The organism is Streptomyces sp. NPDC047081 (genome assembly GCF_040643775.1).
In the GTDB taxonomy this organism is placed as follows: Bacteria; Actinomycetota; Actinomycetes; order Streptomycetales; family Streptomycetaceae; genus Streptomyces.
The window spans coordinates 38,911-55,500 of record NZ_JBEYUY010000014.1 but is presented as its reverse complement, the minus strand read 5'-3'; the positions used below and the strand labels follow the sequence as shown (position 1 = coordinate 55,500).

The 16,590-nt window shown below is 71.6% G+C and carries 13 protein-coding genes and 1 pseudogene; 5 read left to right on the top strand and 9 right to left on the bottom strand.

Annotated elements, in window-relative coordinates; translation table 11 throughout:
• Nucleotides 1-49 precede the first annotated feature (49 nt).
• Complete coding sequence (locus ABZ848_RS26070) at nt 50-538, bottom strand: helix-turn-helix domain-containing protein (RefSeq protein ID WP_360835887.1); 489 nt, start codon at nt 536-538, stop codon at nt 50-52.
• 272 nt (nt 539-810) lie between these two features.
• Here ABZ848_RS26070 and msrA point away from each other — a divergent pair, with 272 nt between their 5' ends.
• Together msrA and ABZ848_RS26060 are read left to right on the top strand one after the other, a co-directional pair.
• Nucleotides 811-1,326 (top strand): peptide-methionine (S)-S-oxide reductase MsrA, encoded by a 516-nt coding sequence (gene msrA, locus ABZ848_RS26065; RefSeq protein ID WP_360835739.1) that lies wholly within the window; start codon nt 811-813, stop codon nt 1,324-1,326.
• Between the two features lie 279 nt (nt 1,327-1,605).
• Nucleotides 1,606-3,048 (top strand): aldehyde dehydrogenase, encoded by a 1,443-nt coding sequence (locus ABZ848_RS26060; protein ID WP_360835737.1) that lies wholly within the window; start codon nt 1,606-1,608, stop codon nt 3,046-3,048.
• A 116-nt stretch (nt 3,049-3,164) separates the two neighbouring features.
• Here ABZ848_RS26060 and ABZ848_RS26055 read toward each other — a convergent pair whose 3' ends face one another.
• From ABZ848_RS26055 to ABZ848_RS26040, 4 genes are all read right to left on the bottom strand, one after another.
• On the bottom strand, nt 3,165-3,722 hold the full coding sequence (locus tag ABZ848_RS26055; protein ID WP_360835735.1) for a CGNR zinc finger domain-containing protein: 558 nt from the start codon (nt 3,720-3,722) through the stop codon (nt 3,165-3,167).
• Between the two features lie 263 nt (nt 3,723-3,985).
• The gene (locus ABZ848_RS26050) at nt 3,986-4,417 is read right to left on the bottom strand and encodes a hypothetical protein (protein WP_360835733.1); all 432 of its coding nucleotides are present in this window, start codon (nt 4,415-4,417) and stop codon (nt 3,986-3,988) included.
• A 103-nt stretch (nt 4,418-4,520) separates the two neighbouring features.
• Nucleotides 4,521-5,291 (bottom strand): substrate-binding domain-containing protein, encoded by a 771-nt coding sequence (locus ABZ848_RS26045; RefSeq protein WP_360835731.1) that lies wholly within the window; start codon nt 5,289-5,291, stop codon nt 4,521-4,523.
• A gap of 156 nt (nt 5,292-5,447) precedes the next feature.
• Complete coding sequence (locus tag ABZ848_RS26040; protein ID WP_360835729.1) at nt 5,448-6,566, bottom strand: lysylphosphatidylglycerol synthase transmembrane domain-containing protein; 1,119 nt, start codon at nt 6,564-6,566, stop codon at nt 5,448-5,450.
• Nucleotides 6,567-6,822: 256 nt separating this feature from the next.
• Here ABZ848_RS26040 and nagZ point away from each other — a divergent pair, with 256 nt between their 5' ends.
• Nucleotides 6,823-8,310 (top strand): beta-N-acetylhexosaminidase, encoded by a 1,488-nt coding sequence (gene nagZ, locus ABZ848_RS26035; protein WP_360835885.1) that lies wholly within the window; start codon nt 6,823-6,825, stop codon nt 8,308-8,310.
• An 8-nt stretch (nt 8,311-8,318) separates the two neighbouring features.
• Here the strand turns inward: nagZ and ABZ848_RS26030 are convergent.
• Nucleotides 8,319-9,610: pseudogene (locus tag ABZ848_RS26030) on the bottom strand (glycosyl hydrolase).
• A gap of 50 nt (nt 9,611-9,660) precedes the next feature.
• Between ABZ848_RS26030 and ABZ848_RS26025 the strand changes: the two are divergent.
• Together ABZ848_RS26025 and ABZ848_RS26020 are read left to right on the top strand one after the other, a co-directional pair.
• Nucleotides 9,661-10,872, top strand: a complete 1,212-nt coding sequence (locus tag ABZ848_RS26025) for a BadF/BadG/BcrA/BcrD ATPase family protein (protein WP_360835884.1) — start codon at nt 9,661-9,663, stop codon at nt 10,870-10,872.
• 26 nt (nt 10,873-10,898) lie between these two features.
• Nucleotides 10,899-13,172, top strand: coding sequence for a glycoside hydrolase family 3 N-terminal domain-containing protein (locus tag ABZ848_RS26020; protein WP_360835727.1), 2,274 nt, complete (start codon nt 10,899-10,901; stop codon nt 13,170-13,172).
• On the opposite strand, the gene ABZ848_RS26015 is transcribed toward ABZ848_RS26020, so the two are convergent.
• The 3 genes from ABZ848_RS26015 to ABZ848_RS26005 are packed head-to-tail and all read right to left on the bottom strand — an operon-like array spanning nt 13,162 to nt 16,432.
• Nucleotides 13,162-14,040, bottom strand: coding sequence for a carbohydrate ABC transporter permease (locus ABZ848_RS26015; protein ID WP_360835725.1), 879 nt, complete (start codon nt 14,038-14,040; stop codon nt 13,162-13,164). The genes ABZ848_RS26020 and ABZ848_RS26015 overlap by 11 nt on opposite strands.
• Nucleotides 14,037-15,059: a sugar ABC transporter permease gene (locus ABZ848_RS26010; protein WP_360835723.1), complete on the bottom strand. Its 1,023-nt coding sequence runs from the start codon at nt 15,057-15,059 to the stop codon at nt 14,037-14,039. The genes ABZ848_RS26015 and ABZ848_RS26010 overlap by 4 nt, the downstream gene beginning before the upstream one ends.
• Nucleotides 15,059-16,432, bottom strand: coding sequence for an extracellular solute-binding protein (locus ABZ848_RS26005; protein WP_360835721.1), 1,374 nt, complete (start codon nt 16,430-16,432; stop codon nt 15,059-15,061). The genes ABZ848_RS26010 and ABZ848_RS26005 overlap by 1 nt, the downstream gene beginning before the upstream one ends.
• Nucleotides 16,433-16,590 lie beyond the last annotated feature (158 nt).

Genomic DNA, 16,590 nt, shown 5'->3' with positions numbered 1-16,590 from the left:
TGAACCATGTGGAGGGAATTCCCCTCCGGCGGCGACCGGTTCGCCCGGGTCAGGATGCTCCGACGCCGTTGAGCAGGGTGTCGACGACCACGTCCGCGGCCTGGCCGGGGCTCAGTTCGGGGAGTTGCCGGGAGACGAGGTGCATGAGCTGGGGCAGCAGGGCGCTCACCCAGCCCGCCGGGAGGCCGCGGCGCAGCAGGCCCTCGTCGGTGGCGCGGTCGAGGAAGACGTCGACCTCGCGGACGGACGCGTCGCGGCGGGCGCGGACGTCCGCGTCGGCGAGCATGCGGGCGAGGTCGACGGGCCAGGTGCGGTTGACGGCGATGATGTTCTCGACGTACCGGTGCAGGGCCACGGCGACGGGTGCCTCGCGCAGTCGTGCGTCGTCGATGGCGTGCTCGATGGCCGTGAGCCGGGACTCGTAGATGGCGGCGAGGAGTTCCTCGCGGGAGGCGAAGCGGCGGTAGACGGTACGCCGGTCCACGCCCGCCTCTGCGGCGATGCTCGCGATGGTGGCGGCGGGGTCGGCGGCGAGCATGCGCGCGCCGGTGGTCAGAACGGCTTCCAGATTGCGCGCTGCGTCGGCTCTCACCAGACCCAGTTTAGGGGCCGGGTGTGAAGGCTGAGGCACCTAGCGCCTCTGGGGAACGGAGGTCTCCCGCGTAAGTGGGACATCGGTGTGGCGGCTGGAGGTGGCCGTGTGCTACGTCACCTGTCAAGGTGGTGACGACTGGTAGACTCGGTTTCGCGGCCGACGTGCGAGGCTGGAGCCTGTGCGGACACGCGGACATGGACGGAAAGGGAGGTGCCATGAGTGACGCCGAGGAGAAGGCGCTGCTGGCGGGTGGCTGCTTCTGGGGCATGCAGGAGCTGATCCGGGCGCTGCCCGGGGTGGTGCGCACCCGGGTGGGCTACAGCGGCGACGACAGCAAGCCCAACGCCACCTATCGCGACCACGGGAACCACGCGGAGGCGATCGAGATCGTCTTCGACCCCGCGGTCACCGACTACCGGACGATCCTGGAGTACTTCTTCCAGATCCACGACCCGAGCACCCGCAACCGGCAGGGCAACGACATCGGGGCCAGCTACCGCTCGGCCATCTTCTATCTCGACGACAAGCAGCGCAGTATCGCCGAGGACACCATCGCCGACGTCGACGCGTCCGGGCTGTGGCCGGGACCCGTGGTGACTGAGGTGGTACCGGCCGGGCCGTTCTGGGAGGCCGAGCCGGAGCACCAGGACTACCTCCAGCGCTACCCGGACGGCTACACCTGCCACTTCCCGCGTCCGGGCTGGCGCCTGCCCAGGCGCAGCGAGGCCTGAGAAACCGACACGGAGACGGCCGGGAAGGCGATGCCCTTCCCGGCCGTCTCCGTGTGCGCTCCGGCCGACGGCTGGAGGCGGTCGGAGTCGATCACGGCCTGGGCGAAGGCGGCGGGCGACGGCTGTGCCGCGAGAGGAAACGCGTGCTCCGGGCCGTGGGCGGGGCCGGCGTCGGCGTGGCCGATGTCCAGGACACCCGCCTTGACCTACCTGTCAAACCGGTGACGTTTGCGAGTAAGTGCTACATTGGAGTGACAGTTAAGCGGGAAAGGGGCGCACATGATTACCTACGAGCGGCTTTTCATCGGGGGGTCCTGGGTCGAGCCGAGCAGTCCCGGGCTGCTCGACATCGCCTCGCCGCATGATCGCTCGGTGGTCGGTCGCGCCGCGCAGGCGCAGCCGGCGGACGTCGACCGTGCGGTCGCCGCGGCGCGGGCGTCCTTCGAAGCGGGCGAGTGGCGGCTCACTCCGCCCGCCGAACGGATCGCCGTACTCAGGGAGTTCAACGCGCTGCGCGAGCAAAGCGCCGAGAAGATCGCGGAGTTGATCTCGCTGGAGAACGGCTCGGCCGGCTGGTTCACCCGCGCCGGACAGCCCGGTCTGACCCGACAGGCGAACGCCTACCTCAAGGCGGCGGAGGAGTTCGGCTGGGAGGAGACGCTCACGCCCTCCGACCCCGCGTCCCCGGTGCGCAGTGTGGTGCGCCGGGAGGCGATCGGTGTCGTGGCCGCCGTGATCCCGTGGAACTCGCCCTACTCCGCGGCCACCGCGAAGATCATCCCCGCGCTGCTCGCGGGCAACTCCGTGGTCCTGAAGGTGTCCCCGGAGAACTCCCTCAGCATGGGCTTCCTGGCCGAGCTCCTTGAGCAACTGGGCCTGCCCGAGGGGGTGATCAGCGTCCTGCCGGCGGACCGGGAGACCAGCGAGTACCTGGTCTCGCACCGGGACGTCGACAAGATCGCCTTCACCGGTTCGACGCGGGCCGGCCGGCGCATCGCCTCGATCGCCGGCGAGCAACTCAAGCGGGTCAGCCTGGAGTTGGGCGGCAAGTCCGCCGCGATCATCCTGCCCGACGCGGACATCGAGAAGGCCGTGGCGGGGCTGAAGTTCGGCTCGCTGCTCAACAACGGTGAGTCCTGCATCGCCCAGACCCGGATCCTGGCCCCGCGCAGCCGGTACGAGGAAGTCGTCGCCGCGCTGAAGGGGCTGGTGGAGTCACTGAAGGTCGGCGACCCGAACGAACCCGACACCTTCATCGGCCCGATGATCCGCCCCGATCAGCAGGAGCGGGTACGGGACTACATCCGGCTCGGCATCAAGGAGGGCGCCCGGCTGGTCACCGGCGGCCCGGAGACCCCGGAGGGGCTGGAGAAGGGCAACTACGTCACCCCCACCGTCTTCGCCGACGTCGACAACTCCATGCGGATCGCGCAGGAGGAGATCTTCGGCCCGGTCCTGGTCGTCATCGCCTACCACGACGAGGACGACGCGGTCCGCATCGCCAACGACTCCGAGTACGGCCTCTCCGGCGGGGTCTGGTCCTCGGACGAGGGGCATGCCCTGGCAGTCGCCCGGCGCGTCCGCACCGGCACGGTCACCGTCAACGGCGCTTCCATCGCCTTCGACGGCCCGTTCGGCGGCTTCAAGGCGAGCGGGATCGGGCGCGAGTACGGGGCGGTCGGGCTCGGCACGTACACCGAGTACAAGACGATCACTGTGTGACCGGGCGGTGGTCACGCCTTGCCGCATCGCCTCCTTGACTGGTGACGAGAATGCCTCCAGGAGGTCACCGAGCGCGCGCCGGGCCGCTGACGCCGAGCCGCCATCGCGAGGTGTGGCTAGTGGGCGGCCGGTGCCGTCTTCTTGCGGGCCCGGTACGCCGCCGCCTTGATCTTGTTGCCGCAGGACTCCATGCCGCACCACTGGCGCCGCATGCCCCGGGAGCGGTCGATGTAGACCCGGGTGCACTCGGGGTTGCCGCACTCCTTCAGCAGGGGCACGTCCGGGCCGCTGAGCAGCTCCACCGCCTGGCGGGCGACGGTCGCCAGCGCCTGCTCGGGCGTTGCCTCGGTGTGCCGGCCCGTCAGGGTCAGCTGGGGCGTCACGGGCGTCTTGCGCGCCGCGGCGTTCAGCACGGCGAGCGCCTCCCGGTCGGGCTCCTCACCGAGCCGGCGATCGGTGACGAGCCGGTACAGCGCCTCGCGCAGGGTCGTCGCCTCGCGTACGTCGTCCTCCTTGCCCGGCGTGATCGTGTCCACCAGGCCGGACTCCAGGTACCAGGCATTCAGCCGCTCCGGTGTCACGAACATCTCGAACCGGGTCGAGCGCCGGGCTCGGAGGGTGGCCGCGAAGTCGAGGGCCGGGTGCCCGCAGACGAATACATGGTCAAGATTCACATCACCATCCTGACAGGTGACTCCGCTCGGGTGCAAGAACCGTCACCGGTCAAGCCGGCGATTCCGGTACTCCCTTACTGCCCCCCCTTTGGGGATATGGGGTGACGGTCACGCTCATGTCGACGACCCGCCCCGATGCGAACTCACCGTCATGGCGGCCGACGTGGCCGTCGTGCGCAAGATCTGGGACGGGTCGCGCATCACCTCGGGCAAGAAGCTCGGGGCGTTTCGGGCAGTGGCCAGGGCGAGGGGCGTTCCCTCGGTCAGGCGCGGGCCCGCAGCGGCTCGGCGAAGGACTTGCGCAGGGATGACGGGGCCGCGAGGGGGAGCAGGGCGGCGAGCATTCTGCCCTTGATCGTGGTCGGCTCGCGGGTCAACTCGACGTCCACGCGGGTGCCTTCGCCCTCCGGCGTCATCCGGAAGACCCAGCCGCCGCCCGCGCCGAAGAGCTTGGAGTCCAGTGTCCGCACGGTGACGGTGTCGCCGCCCGGCTCCCAGTCGTAGCGCGCACGCTCCCACGCGGCGGCCGTCCCCTCGGTGACCTCGGCCCAGGTGTCGCCGAGCCCGTGCACCTCGAAGTGCCCGGTGTCGATCGAGGGCCAGGCCTCGGGCCGTGCGGGGCTGAAGTCGGTCAGCACCTCCAATACCTCGGACGGGCTGAGGGTGGAGTCGAGATGGAACCGCACGACTGTCATGGCTTTCCTCACCAAGAAGTAACCGCTCTGACTGGTGACGATGATGTTCCTCGGTCGATCGTCACCTGTCAAGGCGGTTACTTTTGAGTGCTCGGCTACCAGCTCACCAGCTCCTTGCCGCCTCCCGTAGCCGGTCGCGGACGCGGATCACCGAGGGGTTGGTGTCTGCTCCCGGGCGTTGCACCAGGAAGAGGGTGTTCAGCGGGGGTTCCTCCGGGGCGTGCAGGAGGGTCAGGCGGCCGGAGTCCAGGTGTTCCTGGCACAGGGAGCCGGGGAGGACGCTGTAGCCGGCGCCCGCGTTGACGGCCGAGAGGACCGCGCAGAGGTTCGGGACCGTGACCGCGGCGGGGGGCGTGAGCTGCTTGCCGAGGGCCGTGCGCCAGTAGCGCCGGGCGATCGGGAGGTCTTCGGCGTACGTGACCAGGGGGACGTCGCGCAGTGCCGCGCACAGCTGGTCCGCCTCGGTGTTCGGCTCGACCTGCCGGGTCCAGAGCGGCGCCGCGACCAGGACGTACTCCTCGTCCGCCGGCGGCACCGAGGTGAGCGCCCGGCCCCAGGGGCGGCGGGTGGCGATGACCAGGTCGTGCCGGCCGGAGCGCAGCTCCTCCAGGAGGGGGTCGGTCAGGCCCTGGGCGACCCGTAGCTGGACGCCTTCGGCGACGAGCGGGGCGAGGGCCGGCAGGACCCTGACGCACAGGAGCTCGGACGGGCCGGCCCGGTGGACCGGGGTGGTGTGGCCCGAGAGGGGGCCGGTGCCGCCTTCGAGCGCGGCGAGGGCGTCGAGCGGGGCCGCCGCGGTGAGCGAGCCCGAGCGGTAGACGGCCAGGAAGGTGCGCAACAGGTTCAGGTCGGCGTGCGCCGGCAGCTGCCTCACGTCCGGCTCGGTCGGGCCCGCGGAGCGGCTCGACGTGCTGCACGCCTGGCTGGTCGACGACCTGCCCGGCCCCGATGCCCAACGGCCATCAGGCCTGGCTGGACGGGCTGATCCGCGCCGCGCGCCGGACCGGTCGATCCGCGCCGCCCGTCGCCCTCACAGCACCTTTCGCTGAACCAGCGTCGACAGCACCAGCGCTCCCGGCAGCAGCGGCAGCCACAACGTCAGGACGCGGTAGCCGACGATGGCCGTCGTCGCGAGCTCCATGGGGGCGCCGAGGGCGACCAGCGTGAAGACCGTCGCCGCGTCCACCGGGCCTATGCCGCCCGGCGCGGGCACCGCGCCCACCGCCGTGCTCGCCGCCAGGAACGCGAACGTCACCTGTGCCCAGCTCAGCGTGAGACCCAGCGCCGCGCCGACGCAGTAGATCACCGTCGCCTGCAGCACGGGTGCCGCCGCCGCGCCGCCCCACAGGGCGAGGACGCGGGACGGGCGGGTGTGCAGCAGTCGTACGTCGGTCAGGGCGGCGCGGGCGCCGGCCACGACGGGGCGGCGCAGCGGAGGTACGGCCGTCACCAGCACCAGGGTCGTGGCGAGACCGGCCGACGCGCCGCCCGCGACGAGGATCAGCGTCCGGGTGTCCGGGACGAGTTCGTCGAGGTGCAGAAGCTCCGGCGAGACCACCAGGAAGGTGAGGAGCACCAGGGTCTTCGCGATCGGCCGTACGAGGGAGTACAGGGCCAGCGAGGCGGTGGCCCGGGCCAGCGGGATGCCGCGGCCCTGCAGGAAGCGCAGCGTGACGGCGTGGGCGCCGAGGCTCGCCGGCAGGACGTGGTTGGCCGCGCCGGCGGCGAACTGCGAGGCGATCAGCAGGCCCGTCGGCAGCCGCTCGGGCAGCGCGCCCTGCCGTACGCATGCCGCGGAGAGCCAGGTCAGACAGGTGAAGAAGAGCGCGGCCAGCATCCATCCGGGGTCGGCCGAGCCGAGCCGCGCGGTGCCGTCGTACACCGTCCGCCAGTCGACGGCGGCCCAGATCCCGAGCAGGAGGACGGGCAGCAGCACCAGGGTGCGGCGGAGCACGAGACGGGCGGTGGGGTGCAGGCGAAAGGCGAGCCGGAAGGGGAGCTGGGGGCGGCCGGGGGAGACGGCCGGGGCGGCGGCCACGGCGGGGACGGCCGGTACGGGGAGGGCCGGTACGGGGAGGGCCGGTACGGGGAGGGCGGGGATTGCCGAGGTGAGCGGGCCGGGGGCGTCGTCTACGGGGAGGAGGGACACGGCGCACGTCGTCCTTTCACGGCACGTCCGGGCGGTGCTGCGGTGCGGTGCGCGGGCGTGGCGGATACGGGGCGAGGCTGGAGGGGACGGCGGAACCGTTCCCGTCCGGTGTGACGCGTTGGTGTCCGGAAACCGAAGCGGCGCAGGCGGCTGGACGACGTCAATACCCAATCTGCCCATCGGGCCCGTGAATCAATCATCCATTCCAGGGTTGACTTCCGGCTGAGCAAACCAGCACCATCCGATAGTGACCTCCGTGCACCCGCCCGTCGGACCGGCCCCGGCCCCGTCCTCCGTCTCCTCCGACCTGGACGAGGCGGTCCACCGCTGTCTGGTCGCCGGTTTCGAGGGCACCACGACCTTCCCCGACACCCTCAAGCGGCTCATCGACCGCGGCCTGGGCGGGGTCATCCTGTTCACCCGGAACGTGCGCGACGCCGAGCAGGTCCGCGAGCTGACCGACGCGCTGCGCGCGATCCGGCCCGACCTGCTGGTCGCCATCGACAACGAGGGCGGCGGCATCGGCCACCTGGTCGCCGCCGGCGCCCCCGAGGTCCCCGGCTCCTACGCCCTCGGCGTCGCCGACGACCCGAACCTGACCGCCCGCTGCGCCGACGCGCTCGCCGGCCACCTCGCGACGCTCGGCATCACCACCTCGTACGCCCCCGTCGCCGACCTCCAGCACCGCCCGGACAACCCGATCGTCCGCACCCGCTCCTTCGGCGCCGAGCCCGGGCTCGCCGCCCGCCATCTGCGCGCCTGGATCGAGGCGACCGAGGCCCGTGGCATCGCCTCCTGCGCCAAGCACTTCCCCGGCCACGGCGGCACGGAGACCGACAGCCACCACGACCTGGCGGTCGACCCGCGGCCGTACGACCAGCTCAGTGTCGATCTCGAACCGTTCCGCGCGGCCGTCGCCGCCGGAGTGCCGATGCTGATGAGCGCGCACGTCGTCTACCCGGCGCTCGACGCCAACCGCCCCGCCACCCTCAGCCGCCGCATCCTCGGCGACCTGCTCCGCCTCGACCTCGGCTTCGACGGTGTGCTGGTCAGCGACGCCCTGGAGATGAAGGCGATCGCCGCGAGCTACGGCGAGGCGGCCGGCGCGCGCATCGCGCTCGCCGCCGGAGCGGACCAGGTCATCGTCGCCGTACCGGACCTGGAGGTCACCCTCGCCTGCCGCGACGCCGTCCTCGACGCCCTGGACTCCGGCCGGCTGGCGCGGGAGCGGGTGTGGGAGGCGGCGGGGCGGGTACGGCGGCTCGCCGAGCGGTACGCGACCCCGGCCGCCGGACCGGTCGCCGCCTGGGACGCCGGGGTCGGACTGGAGGCGGCCCGCCGGGCGGTACGCGGCCGGTCCCTGCCGCGCCCGGTGCGCGGCGCCCAGGTCGTCGACCTCTTCCCGCCCCCGCACCCCGCCCTCAACTGGGGCGGCGAGGACCTGCTGACCGAGCTGCGCTCCGTCGACCCCACCGCGGCCGGTACGGCGGTGAGCGGCGAACCGGCCGACCCCGCCGCCCTCGTCGACGGCATCCTGCGCATAGCCGCCAACTCGCCGCTGGTCGTGGCCACTTGCGACGCCGGACTGCACCCCTGGCAGGCCACTCTGCGCGACGCCCTGCTGGCCCGGCGCCCGGACGCGGTACGCGTGGACACCGGGCTGCCGGAGGACGGCGACCTGTGCTCGTTCGGCCGCGGCCGGGTCAACCTGCGGGCCGTGGCCGAGGCGCTCACCGGCGCCTGATCGTCACATCAAGGAAGTCGTACGGTCGTCTCGATGCCCCGGGCTGCCAAGTACCCGGCGTCGTCCGCGCGTTCGGCCAGCACGACCGCCGGGCGTTCGCCCTGCTTGCGCAGCCGCATCCACTCCTCGAAGTAGGCGCCGCCCGGGCCGGAGAGGGAGCGGGTGGCCGGGGTGCAGTCCAACACCAGGGCGGTGGAGCGGGGTTGGGGGGCCGGGGGCTTCGCGCGGAGTTCGGCGACCGTCTCCGCGAGGGCCTCGGCGATCGGCTTGGGGCGGCCCGCCGAGTCGAACAGGCCCAGGGTGTACTCCAGTTCCGGGTAGTCGGCCAGGGTGCGGTCCACGTCGTGGGAGCACCACCAGGTCACGCCCCAAAGGCCCTCGCAGTCGGCCGAGTTGAGGACGGTGGCGCGGGCGAAGCGCGGGGCGTCGGCCGCCGGGATGTGCGGCTCGGGAGCGCCGGTCTCCTGCACCCACACGGGCCGGGCGGGGTCGTCGGCGTACGCCTTGGCGAGTTCCGTGCCGTACTCGGCGAGGTGCAGGACCTCGGGGGAGGCGGGGCCGTAGCGGCCGGCGCAGTTCGCGGAGAACACCCACGGGTGGACCGTCGTGACGTCGCCCTTGCGGGCCGAGGCCTCGGGGGTGAACGGGTGGTCGTCGCCGTACCAGGCGGCGTCGTAGGCGGAGTGGGTGGCCAGCCGGCCGGGCCGCAGCCCCTCCCGGGCCGCCGCCAGCAGCGTGTCGAGGTAGTGGTCCACCTCCGTCGCCGTCACCGGGTTGTGCTCGACGAGGTTGTTGAGTTCGTTGCCGAGCTGGAGGCCGAGGAGGTTCGGGCGGTCGGCGAGGGCGTGGGCGAGCGTGCGCAGGAGGTGGGCCTGGGCCTCGATGGTCTCCGGGTCGGTGAAGACGTTGCGGTGGTGCCAGCTGCGGGTCCACTCCGGGTAGAAGTCGAAGCTCGACAGATGGCCCTGGACGCCGTCCACCATCACGTCGAGACCGGCCTCGGCGGCGAGGTCGACGAGGTGGGCCAGCTGGGCCACGGCTGCGGCGCGGACGAAGGTGCGGTTCGGCTGGAGCAGCGGCCAGAGGTGGAAGACGCGGATGTGGTCCAGGCCGAGGCCGGCTATCTGGGCGAGGTCCTCGCGGGCGTGGTCGGCGTCGAAGTCGTGCCAGGAGTGGAACCAGCCGCGGCGGGGCGTGTAGTTGACGCCGAAGCGGAGCGTGGGAATGGGATCCTCCTCGGGCCGGGGCGGGGCCAATGCTCGGAACAGGGCTTGTCCTCGCTGAATGTATCAACCACCATGGTCGGTAATGAATAGCGATTTGAACCAAGCTTTCGGTGAGGGTCAGGGACTGCCGGGGGCCGAGGGCCGGAGCGCGCTGGTCGTCGGGATCGATGCCGGTGGGACTCGGACTCGGGCCGTGCTCGCGGCTGCCGCGGACGGGCGTGTGGTGGGGGAGGGGGCCGGGGGGCCGGGCAACGCGCTCACGGTTCCGCCGGACCGGCTCATCGCGAACCTTGCGGAGGCGGTCGGGCGGGCGGTGCCGGAGGGTGTGCGGGGGAGGGTCGTCGCGGTGGCCGGGGGGTTCGCGGGGGCCAACGGCGCGTCCGAGGACGAGCCCGGGCGGCTCAATGCCCTGACCGCGCTGAGGGCCGCGCTCCAGCAGCTCGGCATCCGCACCGACGCGCTGGGGGTCAGCAGCGACATCGAGGCGGCCTTCGCCTCAGCACCGGGCACCCCGGCCGACGGGCTCGCCCTGGTCGCCGGTACGGGGGCGGTGGCGATGCGGATCGCCGACCGGCGCGCGACGACCACGGTCGACGGCGACGGCTGGCTCCTCGGCGACGACGGCAGCGGCTTCTGGATCGGCCGCGAGGCGGTACGGGCCGCGCTGCGGATGGCCGACGGGAGGGGAGCACCGACGGTCCTGACGGAGACGGTGGGGCGGGCCCTGGGCTTGCCGGAGGAGGTCCTGCCGGGCGCGGACCCGCGGCACGACGAGTCGCACGCCGGTTCCGGGGCGGGCGAAACGTCGGACCGCGGGCCGGCCGGCTCCCGGGCGAGTGACGTGTCGGACGGGGTGTCCGCCGCTTCCGAGGCAGGCGACCCGTCGGACCGCGGCCCCGCCGCCTCCCGGGTGAGTGGCCCGGCGTATGGCGTGCCTGCCGCATCCGGGGTGAGTGACTCGTCGGCCGACGGCCCCGTCGCCTCCGGCTGGTCCCGGGAGCGGCGGGAGGATTACCGGCGGCATCTGCTTCCCGTCGTCATGGCGGAAGTGCCGATTCGGCTTGCTCGGTTTGCTCCGCTTGTGGCCGAGGCTGCCCGGGAGAAGGATGCCGTTGCCGAGGGGATCCTGGAGCGGGCCGCTGATCATCTCGCTTCCGCTGTAAGGGCGTTGGAGCCGCGGCCCGGTGAGCGGGTCGTTGCGACCGGTGGGCTCCTCGGTCCCGACGGGCCCCTGACCGTCCCCCTCACCGCCCGCCTTCAGCCCCTCGGCCTCACCCTCGACTGGGTGGCCGACGGCTGCCGCGGCGCGGTCTCCCTGGCCCGTCTCCTCGTCTGACCGCCACCCACGAAAGGACCGGCCGCATGCCGACCCCGGACCCCGCGGCCGCCCGCGCCGAAGTCGCCGATGTCGCTCCCCAGGATCTGCCGCTCTACCGCGATCCCGGAGCCCCTCTCGCCGGCCGCGTCGCCGACCTCCTCTCCCGGATGACCCTCCGGGAGAAGGTCGGCCAGCTCAACCAGCGCATGTACGGCTGGGACGCCTACCGCCGCACCCCCGACGGCGGTTACGAGCTCACCGACGCCCTCCGCGAGGAGACCGACCGCTTCGAAGGGCTCGGCGCCCTCTACGGGCTCATGCGCGCCGACGCCTGGTCCGGGGTCGACCACGGCAACGGGCCCGGCGCCCACGACAGCGCCGCCCTCGCCGAGTCGGTCCAGCGGCATGTCGTCGAGCGCAGCCGGCTCGGCATCCCCGCCCTGTTCGTCGAAGAGGTCCCGCACGGCCACATGGCCCTCGACGGCACCGTCCTCCCCGTCAACCTCGCCGTCGGCGCCACCTGGGACCCCGCCCTGTACGAGCGTGCCGCCGCCCACGCCGCCGCCGAACTCCGCGCCCGCGGCGGCCATGTCGCCCTCGTCTCCGCTCTCGACATCGCCCGCGACCCCCGCTGGGGCCGTACCGAGGAGTGCTTCGGCGAGGACCCGCACCTCGCGGCCAGGCTCACCGCCGCCCTCGTCAACGGCATGCAGGGCACCCCCGCCGAGTACTTCGCCCCCGACAAGGCCCCCGTCGTCCTCAAGCACTTCGCCGGCCAGGGCGCCACCGTCGGCGGCCGCAACTCCGCCGAGTCCGAGCTGGGGTGGAGGGAACTGCACGAGATCCACCTCCCCGCCGCCCGCGCCGGGATACGCGCCGGCGCCGCCGCCGTCATGGCCGCCTACAACGAGGTCGACGGCATGCCCTGCTCCGGCAACAGAGCCCTCCTCACCCAACTCCTGAGGAAGGAGTGGGGATTTGAAGGACTCGTCATGGCCGACGGGCTGGCCGTCGACCGGCTCGCCCGCATCACCGGCGACAAGCTCTCCGCCGGCGCCCTCGCCCTCAACTCCGGTGTGGACCTGAGCCTTTGGGACGAGGGCTTCACGCACCTGGAGGGGGCCGTCGAGAGAGGGCTGGTCGAGGAGTCCGTCCTCGACGCCGCCGTCGGGCGGGTGCTTCACCTCAAGTTCAGGCTCGGACTCTTCGAACAGCCTTACCGAACGGGTGAGTTGCCTTCGTACGAGCATGGGCGCGCCCTCAGCGCCGACCTCGCCAGTGCCGCCGTCACCCTCCTCCGCAACCGCGGGCCCGTCCTCCCCGTCCCGCCCACCGTCTCCCGTATCGCCGTGCTCGGCCCCCAAGCCGCCACCACCGCCCACCAGTCGGGCGACTACACGGCCCCGCAGCGCCCCGGCACCGGCAGCACCGTCCTCGAAGGGCTGCGGCGGCTCGCCCCGGCCGGTACCGACATCCGGTACGCCCGCGGCTGCGCCCTCACCGGCGACGACCTCTCCGGCGTCCCGGAGGCCGTCGCCGCGGCCGCCGCCTCCGACCTGGCCGTGCTGGTGCTGGGCGGCAGCAGCGCACGTACACCGGAGACGGAATTCGCCGCCAACGGGGCCGCTACCGGCGCCGTTTCGCACATGACCTGCGGTGAGGGCGTCGACCTCGCCGGGCTCGGGCTCGGGCGGGCGCAGCACGCGCTGATGGACGCCGTCGTCGCCACCGGCACACCGACCGTGGTCGTGCTGATCCAGGGGCGCCCGCATGTCGTGCCCGACTCGGCGGACGCGCTCCTCACCGCCTGGTACCCGGGACCCTGGGGCGGTGACGCCGTCGCCGAGGTACTGCTCGGGCTCGCCGAGCCGCGCGGGCGGCTGTCGGTCTCGGTTCCGCGGTCCGTCGGCCAACTCCCCGTCCACTACAACCACAAGGACACCGAGTACGGCGGTTACGTCGACGAGAGCGCCGAGCCGCTCTTCGGGTTCGGGGAGGGGCTGGCGTACACGAGTTTCGAGTACGGGAATCCGAGTACGGACGGGCACTCCGTCACCGTCGACGTCACCAACACCGGGGCCCGGCACGGGCGTTCGGTCGTGCAGGTCTATCTGCGGCGGCTCGTCACGGACGTATGGCCGCGCACCCTCGAACTGTGTGCGTTCGAGGGTGTCGACCTGGCGCCCGGCGAGACCCGTACCGTCACCCTGCGGCTCGACGCGGACCTCGACGGGACCCGCAGCGCGGAGGTCAGGGTCGCCGGATCCGCGCGGGCCGCGCTCACCGCCGTACCCCTGCCGCTGCCCGTCAGAGCTTGACGGCTCCCGACGAGACGCCCTTGTAGAACCAGCGCTGGGTGATCACGAACAGCACCAGCACCGGGATGATCGAGATGACCGAGCCGGCCATGACCACCCGCTGGTCGTAGCCGAACGACGAGCTCTGGAGGCGGGACAGGCCCAGGGTGAGGGTCATGTGGCTCTCCGAGCGCAGCACGATCAGGGGCCAGAGGAAGTCGTCCCAGGCGCTGATGAAGGTGTTGATGACCACCACCATGATCGCGCCCCACGCGGAGGGGAGGTAGAGGTGGCGGAAGCGCTGCCACTCGTTCGCGCCGTCCAGCATCGCCGAGTCCTCGATCTCGCGGGGGACCGCGAGGAACGCGCCGCGCATCAGCAGGACGTTGATCGCGCCCACGAAGCCCGGCAGCCAGACGCCCGCCAGGCTGTCGACCAGGCCGAGGTCGCGGATGCTCAGGAACAGCGAGACCATGATCGACTCGAAGGGGAACATCATGGACGCGACCAGGACCACCCAGACCGCCTTGCGGCCCTTCCAGCCGGGCTTGGAGAGCATGTAGCCGGCCGTGGTGGAGAAGACCAGCTGGCTGGTGATGGACAGGATCACCACGATCATGCTGTTGCGGATGTACGTGGCCACCGGGACCTGGTCGAAGACCTGGCGGTAGGCGCGCAGGGTCGGGTCGTGCGGCAGGAGGGTCGCGTTCGCGCCGAAGACGTCCTCGCTCGTGCTCTTCAGCGAGGCAAGGAGCTGCCAGAGCAGCGGGCCCACCGTGATGCCGAGGACGAGGAGCAACAGCAGGTAGCGGACGACGAGTTCGCGCGGGCGGCCGTAGTCCCGCCAGCGCGGCATCAGGCGCCGGGGCTTCTCGACGGCGGTCGTCATGCCTCGTCCTCCTTCGTCAGGCGCTGCGCGAGCAGGGTGAGGCCCAGGGTCAGTGCGAACAGGGCGACGCTGACCGCCGAGCCGTAACCGGCGTTGCCGGTGATCGGGTCCAGGCCCACGTCCCGGATGTAGAACGGCAGGGTGCGGTCGGCGCCGCCGGGGCCGCCGGTGGAGCTGCCCAGCATGTAGATCTCGGTGAAGACGCGCAGGGAGCCGATGCCGGTGAGCGTGCCGACGAGCATCATGGCCTGCCGTACGCCCGGCATCGTGATGTGCCAGAAGCGGCGGATCGCGCCCGCGCCGTCCATGGAGGCGGCCTCGTGCAGCTCCTTGGGCACGTTCCCGAGCGCGGCCAGGTAGAAGACCATGTACCAGCCGAGGCCCTTCCACAGGGTCAGGCCCATCGCGCAGAACAGGATCAGCCAGGAGTCGGACAGGAACGGGATGGCCGACTTGATCAAGTGGGCTTTCCGCAGCCAGGTGTTGACCAGTCCGTCGTCCGCGAGCAGCCACTGCCAGCTCAGGCCCACCACCACGCTGGAGGCGAGGACGGGGGTGTAGAAGGCCGAGCGGAAGAAGCCGATGCCGGGGAGGTTCTTCTCGACCAGGACGGCCAGCATCAGCGGCAGCAGGACCATCAGCGGTACGACGACGATCGCGTACAGGATGCTGTTGCGGGTCGCCAGCCAGAAGTCCGAGTCGTCCAGCATGCGGGTGTAGTTGTCCAGCCCGACGAAGCTCGCGGCGCCGCCGAGCGGCTTGGCGTTCGTGAAGGACAGCAGCACGGTGTTGAAGAAGGGGAACACGCCGAAGACCACCGCGCACACGATCGCGGGGGCGGTCCACAGCCACGGCAGCCACCAACGGCGGTACAGCGCCGCGCCGTTGGCGCCGGGCGCGGGGCCGGGCAGCACGGCCCGGGCGATTCGGCGTGCGCGGGACGGGGCCGGGCCCGGTGCGGTGGACGTACGCCCCGCACCGGGCACGGACACGGGCTCGGCGGTCTGAGTCGCCACCATCAACCCGCCTGCTTCAGCAGCTCGTCGGCCTTCTCCTGGGCGTCCTTCACGGCCTGCTCGGCGCTCTTCTTGCCCTGCATCGCCAGCTGCACCTGCGCCACGATCGCGTTCTGCACCGCGGGGGAGAGGTTGGTCTGGTTGGTGGACGCCGTCTTCAGCTGGTCGGCGACGAGCTTGCGGGACTGGGAGAAGGGGTCGCTGCCGGTGACGTCCTGGAAGAACGGGTCGTTCAGCGACTCGGTGGTCGTCGGGAAGATCACCACGTCCGGGTCCTTGCACCAGGCCGTCTGGTTCTCGGCGTTGGTGAGGAACTCCGCGAAGGAGAGCGCCACCGGCGCGTGCTTGCTGGTCGCGGCGACCGAGATGTACTGCGGAGCGCCGGCGGAGGCCTTGCCGAGCGCGTCGTAGGGCTGCTGGGCGACGCCCGTCTTCGCGTAGACGGAGGGGCTGTTCTGCTTCACGAACCGCACGAAGCTCGGGTTCGTCGAGCCGTACGCCACCTTGCCCTGGCTGTAGAGCGTGGACGGGTCGTTGCTGGAGGACAGCGAGTCCTTCGGCATCGCGCCCTCCTTGTACAGCTTCGCCATCCAGGCGACCCACTGCACGGTCCTCGGATCATCGGCGAAGACCGCCGACTTGCCGTCGGAGGAGAGCATCTTGATGTTCATCTGGTCCCAGTCGGACGGGATCCGCCAGATCGGGTTGGCCATCGTGGCGTAGTACTTGCCCTTGGCCGCCTTGGCGACCTTCTCGTAGTCGGCGAAGAGGCCGAAGAGGCTCGTCGGCGACTTCGTCGTGTCGACGCCGGCCTTCGCGAGCAGGTCCTTGTTGTACGTGATCAGGACACCGCCCGTGTACCAGGGCAGCACCGTGTGGATCGACGTGCCCTTGGCGTCCTTGAAGGTGCCGGACTTCCAGAACGACGGCACGAAGGGCTTCGACGCGTCCGGGTCCTTGGTGCCGAGGTCCAGCAGGTAGCCGGCCTTGGTGAGCGCGGTCGCCGTCGGGGCGTTCAGGTTGATGACGTCCGGCAACGTACAGGCCTGGGCGTCGGCCACCGTCCGCGAGGTGAAGGTGTTGTCGCCCGGGTCGTCGATCCACTTGACCTTGGTGCCGGGGTGGGCCTTCTCGAAGTCCTTGATGACGCCGTTGAAGAAGTCGCCGAAGTCCTTCTTCAGGTTCGTCGTCTGGAAGGTGATCTGGCCCTTGACGTCACCCGTCAGCTTCCCGGAGCCGACGTTGCCCTTGTCGACCTTGCAGCCACCGGCCGTGGCGTCACCGCCGTCGGATCCACCCGACAGGCCGCAGCCCGCGGCCGTCAGGGTCAGGGCGATGATCCCCGCCACGGATGCGGTCAGTCTTCCAGCGCGCATGTCCACCCTCCTGGGACCAGCCGAAGGGCTGGTTCAATCAACCAACTTCGACTCCGATTGATGAAAAGGTGGACCAGAATTCATCGGAGGTCAATGGGTTGCCGTGTTGCGTTTCGGTTCCGGCGGTGATCAAGGCGGGTTCCCTCGCGGGATGGGCT